This is a genomic window from Enterococcus pernyi (genome assembly GCF_045371165.1).
In the GTDB taxonomy this organism is placed as follows: domain Bacteria; phylum Bacillota; class Bacilli; order Lactobacillales; family Enterococcaceae; genus Enterococcus_B; species Enterococcus_B pernyi.
In genome coordinates this window covers 228,874-242,490 of the sequence record NZ_JBIQDM010000002.1, presented here as the reverse complement: position 1 = coordinate 242,490, position 13,617 = coordinate 228,874, and the positions used below count along the sequence as shown (strand labels likewise).

The 13,617-nt window shown below is 38.7% G+C and carries 14 protein-coding genes; all 14 read left to right on the top strand.

Annotation, left to right across the window (positions count from 1 at the left end):
• Window positions 1-38 precede the first annotated feature (38 nt).
• The 14 genes from ftsE to ACH0AK_RS03635 all read left to right on the top strand — a co-directional run bounded on the left by ftsE (window position 39) and on the right by ACH0AK_RS03635 (window position 13,461).
• Window positions 39-725: a cell division ATP-binding protein FtsE gene (gene ftsE, locus ACH0AK_RS03700; RefSeq protein WP_010734913.1), complete on the top strand. Its 687-nt coding sequence runs from the start codon at window positions 39-41 to the stop codon at window positions 723-725.
• The gene (gene ftsX / locus ACH0AK_RS03695; protein WP_306795955.1) at window positions 718-1,602 is read left to right on the top strand and encodes a permease-like cell division protein FtsX; all 885 of its coding nucleotides are present in this window, start codon (window positions 718-720) and stop codon (window positions 1,600-1,602) included. Before ftsE ends, ftsX begins: the two co-directional genes overlap by 8 nt.
• A gap of 225 nt (window positions 1,603-1,827) precedes the next feature.
• The gene (gene cls / locus ACH0AK_RS03690; protein WP_010734915.1) at window positions 1,828-3,276 is read left to right on the top strand and encodes a cardiolipin synthase; all 1,449 of its coding nucleotides are present in this window, start codon (window positions 1,828-1,830) and stop codon (window positions 3,274-3,276) included.
• 347 nt (window positions 3,277-3,623) lie between these two features.
• Window positions 3,624-4,478 carry a phosphate ABC transporter substrate-binding protein PstS gene (locus ACH0AK_RS03685; RefSeq protein WP_010734916.1) on the top strand — a complete coding sequence of 285 codons (855 nt, stop codon included), beginning with the start codon at window positions 3,624-3,626 and terminating at the stop codon, window positions 4,476-4,478.
• 115 nt (window positions 4,479-4,593) lie between these two features.
• A complete protein-coding gene (pstC, locus tag ACH0AK_RS03680) occupies window positions 4,594-5,514 on the top strand; it encodes a phosphate ABC transporter permease subunit PstC (RefSeq protein ID WP_034687410.1) in 921 nt (306 codons plus the stop codon).
• Window positions 5,514-6,398 (top strand): phosphate ABC transporter permease PstA, encoded by an 885-nt coding sequence (gene pstA, locus ACH0AK_RS03675; RefSeq protein ID WP_010734918.1) that lies wholly within the window; start codon window positions 5,514-5,516, stop codon window positions 6,396-6,398. The genes pstC and pstA overlap by 1 nt, the downstream gene beginning before the upstream one ends.
• 14 nt (window positions 6,399-6,412) lie before the next feature.
• On the top strand, window positions 6,413-7,219 hold the full coding sequence (gene pstB, locus ACH0AK_RS03670; RefSeq protein ID WP_010734919.1) for a phosphate ABC transporter ATP-binding protein PstB: 807 nt from the start codon (window positions 6,413-6,415) through the stop codon (window positions 7,217-7,219).
• Between the two features lie 15 nt (window positions 7,220-7,234).
• On the top strand, window positions 7,235-7,993 hold the full coding sequence (gene pstB / locus ACH0AK_RS03665) for a phosphate ABC transporter ATP-binding protein PstB (protein ID WP_010734920.1): 759 nt from the start codon (window positions 7,235-7,237) through the stop codon (window positions 7,991-7,993).
• Between the two features lie 12 nt (window positions 7,994-8,005).
• Entirely contained in the window at window positions 8,006-8,692 is a 687-nt protein-coding gene (gene phoU / locus ACH0AK_RS03660) for a phosphate signaling complex protein PhoU (protein WP_010734921.1), read from the top strand.
• Between the two features lie 466 nt (window positions 8,693-9,158).
• Window positions 9,159-10,205 (top strand): YibE/F family protein, encoded by a 1,047-nt coding sequence (locus tag ACH0AK_RS03655; RefSeq protein WP_226075637.1) that lies wholly within the window; start codon window positions 9,159-9,161, stop codon window positions 10,203-10,205.
• Entirely contained in the window at window positions 10,205-10,963 is a 759-nt protein-coding gene (locus tag ACH0AK_RS03650; RefSeq protein ID WP_023520026.1) for a YibE/F family protein, read from the top strand. The genes ACH0AK_RS03655 and ACH0AK_RS03650 overlap by 1 nt, the downstream gene beginning before the upstream one ends.
• Before the next feature lie 111 nt (window positions 10,964-11,074).
• Window positions 11,075-12,646, top strand: coding sequence for a daptomycin-sensing surface protein LiaX (gene liaX, locus ACH0AK_RS03645; protein WP_023520025.1), 1,572 nt, complete (start codon window positions 11,075-11,077; stop codon window positions 12,644-12,646).
• A gap of 153 nt (window positions 12,647-12,799) precedes the next feature.
• Window positions 12,800-13,105 carry a PspC domain-containing protein gene (locus ACH0AK_RS03640; protein ID WP_010734926.1) on the top strand — a complete coding sequence of 102 codons (306 nt, stop codon included), beginning with the start codon at window positions 12,800-12,802 and terminating at the stop codon, window positions 13,103-13,105.
• Window positions 13,105-13,461, top strand: a complete 357-nt coding sequence (locus ACH0AK_RS03635) for a phage holin family protein (RefSeq protein ID WP_010734927.1) — start codon at window positions 13,105-13,107, stop codon at window positions 13,459-13,461. The genes ACH0AK_RS03640 and ACH0AK_RS03635 overlap by 1 nt, the downstream gene beginning before the upstream one ends.
• The last annotated feature ends 156 nt before the right edge of the window (window positions 13,462-13,617 follow it).

The window sequence follows — 13,617 nt, the reverse complement described above, 5'->3', positions numbered from 1 at the left end:
ATAATGACTAAAGACTGAAAAGATATGGAGAGAACGCCATGATTGAAATGAAGGATGTAATGAAGAAGTACTCAAATGGTACCACAGCTATCCGAAATCTCTCGATCGTCATTGACCAAGGAGAGTTTGTTTATGTAGTAGGACCATCTGGTGCTGGTAAATCTACATTCATCAAATTGATGTACCGAGAAGAAAAAGCAACGAAAGGAACATTGAACGTTGCTGGCCATGATCTGATAAATATCAAAGATCGTGAAGTACCTTATTTACGTAGAGAAATCGGAGTAGTTTTCCAAGACTATAAATTGTTGCCTCGAAAAACAGTATATGAAAATGTCGCATATGCGATGCAAGTCATCGGTAGAAAACCTCGTGACATAAAAAAACGTGTCATGGAAGTTTTAGACTTAGTCGGCTTGAAACATAAAGTACGTGTTTTCCCAAGTGAATTATCAGGTGGGGAACAACAGCGTGTTTCGATTGCTCGAGCAATCGTGAATACACCAAAAGTATTGATTGCAGATGAACCGACAGGAAACTTAGACCCGGAAAACTCATGGGAAATCATGAAGTTATTGGATCGGATCAATGCGCAAGGAACGACTGTTGTTATGGCTACACATAACAGTACGATCGTTAATACAATTCGTCACCGCGTAATCGCCATTGAAAATGGCCGGATTATTCGTGACCAAGCGGAAGGGGAATATGGATACGATGATTAGAACCTTTTTCCGTCATTTATTAGAAAGTATCAAAAGTTTAAAACGAAACGGTTGGATGACCATCGCATCAATCAGTGCGGTGACGATCACACTGACTTTGGTTGGTGTATTTATGGCAATCATCATGAATGCGACTAAATTAGCCGAAGACATCGAAGGTAACGTAGATGTTTCTGTGTTCGTTGATATCGGGACGAATGAGAAAGATATGAAAACACTCGAAAAAGAATTGAATGAACTTGAACACGTCAACAAAGTTGAATTTTCAAGTAAAGACCAAGAATTAAAGAAAATCCAGGATCAAATGGGTGATTCTTGGAGTTTGTTTGAGGGAGACGGCAATCCGTTATACGATGTATACGTTGTAACAACGACACAACCTTCTTATACTAAAGAAGTTTCTGAAGAAGCCGCGAAGTTGAAAAATGTTTTCCGTTCGGATTATGGTGGCACTTCGTCTGACCGAATCTTTGATATTGCTGCGGCAGTACGTACATGGGGATTAGCAGCAGCTGCCTTGCTATTATTTGTCGCGATGTTCTTGATCTCAAATACGATTCGTATCACGATCATTTCACGTCAAAGAGAGATCCAGATCATGCGTTTAGTTGGTGCCAAGAATGGCTATATCCGTTGGCCTTTCTTCCTTGAAGGAGGTTGGATCGGCTTGATTGGAGCCATTATTCCTGTATTGATTTTCACATTTGGGTATCAGGAAATCTACAAATTGCTCAACCCAACCTTGTTGCGTTCAAATTACTCATTGATACAGCCACAGGATATCGTTTGGAAAATCGACGCATTGATGGCCGGTATTGGTGTCATTATTGGTTCATTAGGTTCGATTATTTCAATGAGAAGATTCTTGAAATTTTAGTCAAAGATATGAAGCAGACCAGTGGGAGCGATCCTGCTGGTTTTTTTTTGTAAAAATTTTCATTCTCGAAAAATCTATTTTATAGAAAAATAAACTTACTCTTTCCTGTCTATCTATAGTATTCTAAGGAAGTCGGTTTTTCTGGTAGACAAATCAGTGGTTTTTCTTTACTTTAAAAAACAACTTCGCTATCCTAAGGAGGATAGCCGGATAAGAGGTGAGGCAATGGATATTATTTTTGACAATTTTTCGACGATCTTACTGCTTACGAACACATTATTATCTTTAGTGATCGTTTTTACCGAAAGAAAAGAAACTGCTCAAACTTGGGCATGGTTACTTGTATTGACTTTTATCCCGATACTAGGTTTTTTCCTTTACATTTTCTTTGGACGTGGGATTTCAAAAGATAAGATATTTGATTTGAAGATTCAAGGAAAGATCGGTAAGAACTTAGAGATCGAAGAGGATCGACAGGCATTGATGCGGGGATTATACCCACATCCTCCGACTGGACAAGTGGATGTCAAACAGTTGATTTATATGTTAACTGTTGGAGAAAGCACACTGTATACCACAAGCAATGATGTGACGCTGTTCACCGATGGCAGAGAAAAATTTGACCGGTTGATCGAGGATATTGAACAGGCAACTGACCACATCCATCTACAATATTATATTTATCGCAGCGATAGCTTAGGGATCGAGGTCTGCCAAGCATTAACTTCTGCTGCTCGCAGAGGGGTACAAGTAAGAGTTTTACTGGATGCGTGGGGATCGACGGAAGTTTCAACCAAGTTTTTCCATGAGTTAAAAGAAGCTGGTGGAGAAGTTGCTTTCTTTTTTCCGCTTTTTGTTCCTTATCTGAACCCGCGAATCAATTATCGTAATCATCGAAAGATCGTAGTAATCGATGGGAAAATTGGTTATACAGGTGGATTCAATGTGGGAAATGAGTATTTAGGTCTCGTACAAAAATTTGGTTATTGGCGAGATAATCATTTGCGTATCTATGGTGAAGGAGTCTATGCGCTACAAAATCGCTTTTTGATGGATTGGAATTCTCAACATACAAAAGAAGTGCATTATGCGGCGCGCTTTTTCCCAAGTATTGCATCAACCGGTGAGATTGCCTTACAGGTCGTGACGAGTGGACCAGACTCAGAACATGAACAAATCAAAATGACGTACCTTAAAATGATCTCACTGGCCAAGCGGGAGATTTTGATCCAAACGCCTTATTATATTCCAGATGAATCAATCCATGAAGCGTTGAAATTGGCATTGCTATCCGGTGTGAAGGTCCATTTGCAGATTCCCAATAAACCAGATCACCCATTAGTGTATTGGGCAACGTATTCTTTTGCTGCTGAATTGATCGAATATGGTGCTGTCATCGAAACTTATGAAAATGGATTTATTCATGCGAAGACAATGATCATCGATAGCGGAATCGTTTCCGTAGGTTCAGCAAACATCGACGTTCGTTCTTTCCGTTTAGATTTTGAGGTCAATACACTGATCTATGACGAACGGCTCGCAACTCAAGTGCGAGGGGCATTTTTTGAAGATGCAAAAGTTTCTGAGCGTTTGACAAAAGAACGTTACGAGGCTCGGGGCTGGATGATCAAGCTAAAAGAGGGATTGGCTCGACTTGTTTCACCACTCTTGTAAAAAACTGAACAAAAAAGGACATGAAATAGACTCATAAGAGCAGATTTTCATGTCCTTTTCTATCGGGGCCATTTCTGTAGTTTTATTACAAGAAATGGAGAAAGCGTCTCGCAAGAGCGGGAATTAACTTTTGGGGTATTTCTTGTTTTTTGGGGAAAGCAAGAAATAAGTTAATGCTTGCTTGGTACAGAGACACATTTCAATGCCAGTATAGCATAGAAAAATTTATTGAGATAGTATTTTTTTTAATTAAATTAAATTATTTGTTATTTAATAAAATCAATTGATTTTCAAGTAATAGTGAAAATGTTAAAATGGAAATACTTTAGGATTGAAGGAGATTTCTAATGAAAAAATTACGATTATTAATACCAATGATAGCACTATTTATAACAATGTCTGGGTGTTCAAACCTGGTCGACCAAGGTGAATCGATCACAGCGGTGGGATCATCCGCTTTACAACCTTTAGTTGAAACGGTTGCTGAGACATATCAATCAGAAAATCCCGGCAAATTTATCAATGTACAAGGTGGCGGAAGTGGTACTGGTTTATCGCAAGTCCAATCAGGTGCTGTTGAGATCGGTAATTCTGATTTGTTCGCAGAGGAGAAATCAGGGATCGATGCGTCCGCGCTGATTGACCATCGAGTAGCAGTAGTGGGCATTACACCAATTGTCAACAAAGAAGTCGGCATTGACAACATTTCGATGGAAGACTTGAAAAAAGTATTTACTGGTGAACTGACGAACTGGAAACAACTAGGTGGGAAAGATCAGCCAATCGTGATCTTGAACCGTGCAGCAGGTAGTGGAACGAGAGCAACTTTTGAAAAATGGGTCTTAGACGGTGAAACAGCGATTCGTTCCCAAGAACAAGATTCTAGTGGAATGGTCCGTCAAATCGTTGCGGATACCCCAGGAGCAATCAGCTATGTCGCATTCTCTTATGTATCAAAAGATGTGGATACACTGAAAATCGACGGAGTCGAGCCAACAGACAAGAATGTCACAACAAATGATTGGACGATTTGGGCTTATGAGCATATGTATACGCGAAAAGAGACAAGTCAATTAACGAAAGACTTTTTAGCTTATATCTTATCAGATGAAGTGCAAAAAAATATCGTTGGAGATTTAGGCTATATTCCAGTGTCGAGTATGAAAGTTGAACGCGATTGGGAAGGTAATGTGGTGAATTAACCATCTTTACACAAAATTTACAAAGTTAGCAAAAAATTTACATGTTATTAAAATCAAATTGATATTCGCTTAGTAGACTGTATAGGTATGTTAAAGGACCAAGGAGGAATCATCTGTGGAAGATGTAAAAAAAGCACTAGTAACTAAATCCAAGCGCTCGAAAATGGAACAACGTGGAAAGTTTATCAGCTTTTTATGTATTGCATTGATTGTAGTGGTTGTTTTAGCAATATTTTATTTTGTTGCCAGCAAAGGGTTAGCGACCTTTTTTGTTGATAAAATCAATGTTTTTGATTTCTTATTTGGAACAAATTGGAATCCAAGCGCACTCGGGCCGGATGGAAAACCAATGGTAGGAGCTCTACCAATGATCGCGGGTTCGTTTATCGTTACTTTTTTATCTGCGATCATTGCAACACCTTTTGCCATCGGAGCAGCTGTGTTCATGACAGAAATCTCTCCGAAAAACGGAACAAAGATTTTACAACCGGTCATTGAACTACTTGTAGGTATTCCTTCAGTTGTTTATGGGTTTATCGGTCTATCCGTCATCGTTCCATTCATTCGCGGCATTTTTGGCGGAACGGGTTTTGGTATTTTAGCCGGAACATTTGTGTTGTTCGTAATGATCTTACCAACGGTTACGACGATGACAGTCGATGCGTTAAAAGCCGTACCAAGACACTATCGTGAAGCTTCTCTTGCATTAGGAGCAACGAGATGGCAAACCACATATAAAGTAGTCTTACGCGCAGCAATTCCAGGAATCTTGACAGCTATCGTCTTTGGGATGGCTCGTGCCTTTGGTGAAGCCTTAGCGATCCAAATGGTTATCGGTAATGCGGCATTGATGCCAACAAGCTTTACCACTCCAGCTGCAACGCTGACATCGATCTTGACGATGGGTATCGGAAATACGATCATGGGTACCGTTGAAAACAACGTTTTGTGGTCTCTAGCCTTGATCCTACTCTTGATGTCATTATTCTTTAATATCGTTATCCGCTTGATTGGTAAGAAGGGAGAATTGAAATAATGAATGCAAAACGTTCTGATAAAATAGCAACAGGTGTCTTATATGTGATTTCAGGCATCATCGTCCTGATCCTCGCTGCGTTGCTTCTTTATATCTTAGTTCGCGGTATTCCACATATCTCTTGGGCATTTTTGACTGAACCGTCAAAAGCGTATCAAACTGGCGGAGGAATTGGAATCCAATTATTCAACTCTATCTATTTACTGATCATCACAATGATCATCAGTTTTCCGATTTCACTGGGTGCAGGAATCTACTTGTCTGAGTATGCAGGTAAAAACTGGTTGACAGATGTCATCCGCACATCCATTGAGATTCTTAGCTCATTGCCTTCTGTCGTTGTCGGTCTCTTTGGTTTCTTGGTTTTCGTTATCCAATTCCAATATGGGTTCTCGATCATTTCAGGTGCCTTGGCATTAACCGTATTCAACTTGCCTTTATTGACTCGGACAGTCGAAGAATCTTTACAAGCAGTTCATTACACACAACGCGAAGCTGGTTTAGCTCTAGGATTGTCTCGTTGGGAAACAGTGCTTCGTGTCGTTGTTCCTGAAGCGACACCAGGTATTTTGACGGGGGTCATCTTGAGTTCTGGCCGTATTTTCGGTGAGGCCGCAGCGTTGATCTATACCGCTGGTCAAAGTGCGCCAGCCTTAGATTTTACTAACTGGAATCCATTTAGCATTTCCAGCCCGATCGGTATCTTCCGACAAGCTGAAACACTAGCTGTCCACATTTGGAAAATCAATACAGAAGGAACGATGCCCGATGGGGTTTCCGTTTCGGCAGGAGCTTCTGCAGTATTGATCATCGCTGTGTTACTATTCAACTTTGGTGCTCGAGCAATTGGAAAACGTCTGCACCGTAAAATGACTTCAGCTTAAGGAGAAGAAGCAGAATGAAAGAATATAATATGAATGAAACCAACATCATCAAAATGGGCGCTGAAAAAGATATCGCGCTATATACAGATGATTTGCATGTATGGTATGGCGATAACGAAGCCATTAAAGGTGTCAATCTTGAATTTGAAAAGAATAAAATCACTGCATTGATCGGACCATCAGGGTGTGGGAAGTCCACTTATCTACGTTCATTGAATCGAATGAACGATGGGATCGCAAACACGAAGATCACTGGAAAGATCATGTATAAAGAAGTCGATGTCAATGCACCACAAATCGACGTTTACGAAATGCGCAAACGAATCGGCATGGTGTTCCAACGTCCGAATCCTTTTAGTAAATCAATCTATGACAATATTACGTTTGCCTTGAAACAGCATGGTGAGAAAAACAAACAAAAACTAGATGAGATCGTCGAAACTAGTTTGAAGCAAGCGGCATTATGGGATCAAGTCAAAGATAGTTTGAATAAAAGTGCTTTGGCGTTATCAGGTGGACAACAGCAACGTCTTTGTATCGCTCGTGCAATCGCGATGAAACCAGATATTTTATTGCTTGATGAACCAGCGAGTGCGTTAGACCCGATTTCTACTGGGACTGTTGAAGAAACGTTAGTCAACTTAAAAGAAGATTATACGATTATTATTGTGACTCACAATATGCAACAAGCTGCCCGGATCAGCGATTACACTGCGTTCTTCTATCTTGGAAATGTGATCGAGTATGACAAGACGAATAAGATATTTACTAGACCTAAGATTCAGGCAACTGAAGACTATGTGTCCGGTCATTTTGGTTAAGACGGAGGACTTGCTATGACAAAAGAAATTATCTCATCAAAAGATCTTCATCTGTATTATGGGGAAAAAGAAGCCTTGAAAGGCATTGATCTAAGTTTCAATAAAGGCGAGATCACTGCAATGATCGGACCATCTGGTTGTGGGAAATCTACTTATTTACGTTCATTGAATCGTATGAATGATTTGATCCCAGGTGTAACGATCACTGGTAGTGTCGTTTACAAGGGCAATGATATCTACAGTCCTAAAACGGATATCGTTGGACTACGTAAAGAAATCGGTATGGTGTTCCAACAACCAAATCCTTTTCCATTCTCCATCTATGAAAATGTCATTTATGGGTTGAAAATCAAAGGTGAAAAAGACAAAAAAGTGTTAGACCAAGTAGTAGAAGAGAGCTTGAAAGCAGCATCTGTTTGGGAAGATGTCAAAGATAAATTGCATAAAAGTGCGTTGTCTTTATCAGGTGGACAACAACAGCGAGTGTGTATTGCCCGTGTGTTAGCTGTCAATCCAGAAATTATTTTATTAGATGAGCCAACTAGTGCCTTAGATCCAGTCTCTACTGGTAAAATAGAAAGTATGTTATTAGAATTAAGAGAACGCTATACGATGATCATTGTGACTCACAATATGTCACAAGCATCACGTATCTCAGACAAAACAGCTTTCTTCTTAGATGGCAATTTGATCGAGTTCAACAATACGAAAAAAATATTTATGAATCCTGATAAAAAAGAAACGGAAGATTATATCTCAGGACGATTCGGATAAGGAGGAAAGAGGATGTTACGAACACAATTTGAAGAAGAATTATTGAACCTTCATAATCAATTTTACGAAATGGGAATGATGGTTAGTAATGCCGTGCATAAATCAGTGCGCTCTTATACAAAACACGACAAAGTTCTTGCAAAAGAAGTAATTGAAAATGACATTACAATCAATGATATGGAAACACGATTAGAGAAAAAAAGTTTTGAAATGATTGCTTTGCAACAACCGGTGACAACTGATCTACGAACGATCATCACAGTCATGAAAGCAAGTTCAGATTTAGAGCGTATGGCTGACCACGCAGTATCAATCGCCAAGTCAACGATTCGTCTTAAAGGAGAAACAAGAATTCCTGAAATCGAAAAAGAAATCTCTGATATGTCTGATTATGTCAAAAAAATGGTAGATAATGTCTTAGTCGCTTACGTTAAAACAGATGAAAAGGATGCACGTACGATTGCAAATATGGATCATCGTGTCAATGAATCATTCAATCGGATCTACAATGCAACGATCAAAAATATGCAAGCAAATCCCGAAACTGTTATCAGTGGAACGGACTATGTCAACGTAGCAAGTTATTTAGAGCGGATCGGTGATTACGTAACAAATATCTGTGAATGGATCGTGTATCTAGCTACAGGTAAAATCACTGAGTTGAACACAAATCATAACGAAGAGACTAATCAAAGATAAAAATCATTCGCTGATTTTTGTCAAATGCTGATCAGTATTTCTGAGAAATAAGCGCCAACTTCCGAAAAGAGAGATATATTTTTGGAAGTTGGCTTTTTTATTAATATAGAAGACAATTATTCGAGATTTGGCGATGATTAATTGTTTGTTGTTATCCATTTCATAAATTTTAAGGATCGGGTACATTAGATATCCTGTTCCTTCTAAAAATGAATAAATGGTGTTCAAGAAGCAACACTTCGGACATAAGTCAAAAAAATAAAAAATGAAAAAGCCATTTTCGATTTTTCTGCCTTATGCCTTAGTACTGACCGCTTCTTTCACAACCTTAGAATAAACGGTGTTCAAGAAGTAGCTCCTTCAGAAATAAGCGTGAACCCCCAAAAATTTGAAGAACAATTTTCGGTTCTTCACGCTTATTTCTCGGAGCTGAGCACTTCTTTCACAACCTTAGAAAGGAAGGCGTATGTACAAAAAAAAACGATTATTGATCAAATGTTTGATTCTTTGTAGTTGTTTTGTGGCCGCATGGGTAATCCAACATGCCACTGAATGGTACGAAGACCCAATCATGCAAGTACAGCAAGTATCGCTAGAAAATGAACAACAAGTAATCAAAGGAGAATTGATGAATACGCAAGCGAAAGGAACAGAACTCACTCTGTTTATTCCGCACCAAGAAAATCAGATCGAACATGCAAAAGCTAAGACGAATCAACTTTATCTCGTACGGAAAATCGGGGATGAATGGCAGATACTCAGCAAAAAAAATGACGGCTGGTTATTCCTTTTTACAAGTTTATTTATCTGTGCGCTCTTGTTCGTAGGCGGAAAAGCAGGCATATTCACTTTGATCAGTGTAGGACTCAATCTCTTGTTATTGATTTTACTTCTTCAGGGTTTCACGCAGATCCAAGGGATATCTTTGGTGATGACGAGTGTCCTTTTTGTCTTTCTAGGAACGGTCATTTGCGTTTTTGCCTTAGATGGTTGGCAACAAGGTGGACGGATAAAAATCGTCGCAACCATGACGAGTGTAGGTGTAGCTTTTCTAATTTGTTTGTTCGCAATGGATTATTTGAACGATCAAGGATTACGTTATGAGGAAATGAGTTACTTGACTCGACCGTATCGTTCCGTTTTTTTAGCTAGTTTATTAGTAGGGATGACAGGTGGGGTATTGGATACAGTTGTCACAGTCACGACAACTTTAGATGAGTTGGTGAATAAAAAACCAAAAATAACGATGAAACGATTGTGGCAGTCTGGTCAAATGGTAGGACAAGATGTAATTGGCTCCATGACGAATATCTTACTATTCGTATACGTCAGTGGGACGATCCCGATGTTACTTGTTTACTTTAACAATGGTTGGCCCTTGAGAGATGCGATTGAGCTACATCTCTCGTTGGAATTGCTACGTGTGATCAGCGGAAGTCTAGGCATTGTCCTTTCGATTCCCATTACACTTTTATGCTATTTAGGCCATTTGAAGTATCGGAGGGCGATTTGATGAATGTACTTTTGCTCTTAGCACTTCTCTTAGTGCTATTGATTTTACTGGTTGGTGGGAAAAATGGGCTCTATACGATCTTAGGTCTGTTCATCAACGTCCTGTTGTTTTTCCTTCTATTACTCCTCTATCATTTTCGGTTGCCAATATTACCAAGTGCCATCGTGATCTTTTTATTGATCACTAGTGTCACATTGTTTTTTGTTAATGGCTATAATCTCAAGATGAAAGCAGCTTTTCTTAGTGTATTGCTTTTTTTAGTGGTTTTCTTAGTGGTGACGCCGTTTCTTTCTGAATTAGCGATCCAAGGGTTTACAAGGATTGAATTAGATGAACTGACAGGGTTCGATTTGCATGTACCCTTGGATTTTTTCGCATTGACGCGAGCAATTTTATTGATCAGTGTGAGTGGAGCCGTATTAGATGCAAGTGTGTCCATCGCTAGTGCGACGTATGAAGTATATCTGACAGATCCATTACAAAGCTATCGGGAATTAGTAAAATCGAGTATACGGATCGGCAGAAAAATTTTAGCTACAACAGTAACGACCTTGGTTTTTGCTTTTATGGGAAATTGTTTAGCCCTGATATTGTGGTTCATTGATCTAGAATTGTCTTTTGGCCAGTTGATCAACGAAAAAACTTTCGTTTTGGAGTATGTAACTGTAGTAGTCACGACAAGCGCAGCGATCCTTGTTTTACCGATAACATCAGTCATTTCTTCAATTTTATTTACTCGACAGAAAAAATCATCCTAAGAATGAGAGAAAGTTACAACTTAAGTCCTATGACTTTTTCTTCAAATCATTGCATAATATGTATGTAAGGAAAAGCTTGCAAACAATTTTTGCTATAAGGAGGCAATTTCCATGAAAGAAAGAGAACGTATTTTAGAATTAGTTAAAAAAGGCATCCTTTCAACTGAAGAAGGTTTAGACCTATTGGAGAGTATGGCAACTGAAAAAGATGAAAAGCAAATCGCAAAAGAGGCAGATCGTGTACATGCTGATCGTAAAGAAAAAGATGAAGCAAGTCGTTTGATCGATGAACTTGAAAATGGCAAAGCTGAACGTGAAGCAGTAGAACCAGATCCAAGACAAAAAGAGCAAGAAGACAAAGAGAATCTAGAAAAAATCTTAGATGAATTGGCGACTGAAGCGAACAAAACTTCTGCTCACTTAGATGAAGTCAACGCAAAACTTTTTGAAAATAAAATTGCACGCAATGAAAAACAGGAAACATTGATGCAATTGAATACAAAAGAAGAGTTGGATCAACTAACAGAAGAAGAATTGACACAACGTCAACAATTGGAGCAAGAAGTCAAAGAACTTGAAGCAGCCGGAGATCTCTTATCTGAAGAGCGGATCAAGCTTGAAGCTGAATTAAAAGATATCCGTAAAAGCCAATGGTCTGAGAAAAAAGACACCTTTGCTGAGAAATTTGACTTGCCAGAGGATTGGAAAGAACAAGCAAATGACACATTGAACCAAGTCGGCGAAAAAATGACTGAAGCTGGGAGTCAACTAGGTAAATTCTTAAAGAAAACCTTCCAAAATGTTTCCGTAACAGTGAATGATAATATGGAATGGAAAGATGTCAGTTTACGAGTACCTGGGATCGCTACAACTAAATTTGAACACGAATTTTACTATAGCGCGCCACAAGCAAGTATTATCGACATCAAAGCGGCTAATGGGAATGTCACCTTGAAAACTTGGGATAGCGAAGACGTAAAAGTCGAAGCGAAAATCAAGCTTTATGGAAAAATGGGTGCAGAGCCTTATGAAGCTTTTGCTGAACGCAGTCAAATCGAAGTCAATGATGAACACATTTCTTTCCAAATCCCGAACAAACGTGTACGTGCCGATTTAGTCTTCTACTTACCAAAACGCACGTATGACCATACAGCAATCAAATTACTCAATGGTAATATTGTAGTTGAAGATTTAGATGTAAAAGATATTTATATGAAATCAACAAACGGTAATATCTTGGTTGAGCAAATGGCTGCAACGATGCTTGAGATTGGTGGAGTCAATGGGAATATCGATGTCCGTAATGGAGATATTTTAGATTCAATCATTGAAACAGTCAACGGTACAGTTACTTTTGGCGCAACACCAGAAAACTTAGCGATTTCATTAGTCAATGGGGATGTTCGTTTGACAGTGAAAGAAGATCGTTTGAAGAAAATCGAAGCAAGCTCAGTCAATGGTAACGTCAAAGTTGCATTGCCAACAACCATCGGTATGGACGGTCATGCAAAAACAAGTCTCGGCAGTATCAATAGCCGCCTGTCTGATTATGAAGTGATCCGTGAAAAGAAAGAGCGCACGAATCAAATGTTAGAATTCCGTCGCGTTTCTGAAAATGAAATGGCGAAAATTGAATTGTCTACTACAACTGGTAGTATCTATTTAAAAGATACAGATAAATAATTTTTTCGCTTCGACCTTCTGAAAGAGGAAGGCGAAGCGAAAATCATACTTATAAGAAACAAACAATAGGTTTATTATTTCAATAAATCTTCCGAAGTAAGATTGTTTTAGCATCTTTCTTCAATTAAAATAGGAGAACAGAGGTGAAAGAAAATGAAAAAAAAGTTGACAAAATCAAATAAAAATATTGTATTGACTGGTACTTTAGCTGGGATTGCTGAATATCTTGGGATTGATCCAACAGTTGTTCGTGTCATTTACGTCTTCTTAAGTTTAGTTGCATTCGGAAGCCCAATTATTTTATACATTCTGTTGGCTTTGCTTGTGCCTTCAGGAAAGAATAATCAACGTCGTTATGGACATGACAACGACTATTATCAAAAAAACAACTACAGAGAACAAACGAATAAACGAAAAGAGGCAGAGAAAATCAACGATGACGAATGGAGTGACTTTTAATGTCTTATCTTCAACGTATTGTTGTTAGTACGCTGACGTTTATCTCTCTGGCAGTTATTTTTCCAAATATGATATTTGTGAATAGTATTTGGACCGCAGTTGTGGCGAGTTTTGTTCTTTCTGTGCTGAATCTATTAGTCAAGCCATTCATTATGTTTTTATCGATCCCCTTTACCTTGTTGACGTTTGGATTATTCACTTTTGTGATCAACGCATTGATTTTACAAATGACCTCCTTCTTTGTCGGAGCAGCTAATTTTAGCTTTTCGTCATTTGGATCAGCTATAATGATTGCAGTGATCATGTCATTCGTAAATATCATCGTTAGCAATCGTAATATGAACAGGAATCGTTAGAAAACAATGCAAAGGACAATAAAGCACAATCAAATAAGTGGAAAGAGGAAGTGGCAATTGTCGCTTCCTCTTCTTATTTCTAAAGAAATGACAGCGATTTCTTGATCGGTGCTTGCCATAAAAAACGAGTGTAATGAAAAGGATATCCCTTGTTTT

Bases quoted from the DNA above. Each gene is read 5' to 3' on its own strand.
- ftsE (WP_010734913.1), top strand. From the start codon at position 39: ATGATTGAAATGAAGGATGTAATGAAGAAGTACTCAAATGGTACCACA.
- ftsX (WP_306795955.1), top strand. From the start codon at position 718: ATGATTAGAACCTTTTTCCGTCATTTATTAGAAAGTATCAAAAGTTTA.
- cls (WP_010734915.1), top strand. From the start codon at position 1,828: ATGGATATTATTTTTGACAATTTTTCGACGATCTTACTGCTTACGAAC.
- ACH0AK_RS03685 (WP_010734916.1), top strand. From the start codon at position 3,624: ATGAAAAAATTACGATTATTAATACCAATGATAGCACTATTTATAACA.
- pstA (WP_010734918.1), top strand. From the start codon at position 5,514: ATGAATGCAAAACGTTCTGATAAAATAGCAACAGGTGTCTTATATGTG.
- pstB (WP_010734919.1), top strand. From the start codon at position 6,413: ATGAAAGAATATAATATGAATGAAACCAACATCATCAAAATGGGCGCT.
- pstB (WP_010734920.1), top strand. From the start codon at position 7,235: ATGACAAAAGAAATTATCTCATCAAAAGATCTTCATCTGTATTATGGG.
- phoU (WP_010734921.1), top strand. From the start codon at position 8,006: ATGTTACGAACACAATTTGAAGAAGAATTATTGAACCTTCATAATCAA.
- ACH0AK_RS03655 (WP_226075637.1), top strand. From the start codon at position 9,159: ATGTACAAAAAAAAACGATTATTGATCAAATGTTTGATTCTTTGTAGT.
- ACH0AK_RS03650 (WP_023520026.1), top strand. From the start codon at position 10,205: ATGAATGTACTTTTGCTCTTAGCACTTCTCTTAGTGCTATTGATTTTA.
- liaX (WP_023520025.1), top strand. From the start codon at position 11,075: ATGAAAGAAAGAGAACGTATTTTAGAATTAGTTAAAAAAGGCATCCTT.
- ACH0AK_RS03640 (WP_010734926.1), top strand. From the start codon at position 12,800: ATGAAAAAAAAGTTGACAAAATCAAATAAAAATATTGTATTGACTGGT.
- ACH0AK_RS03635 (WP_010734927.1), top strand. From the start codon at position 13,105: ATGTCTTATCTTCAACGTATTGTTGTTAGTACGCTGACGTTTATCTCT.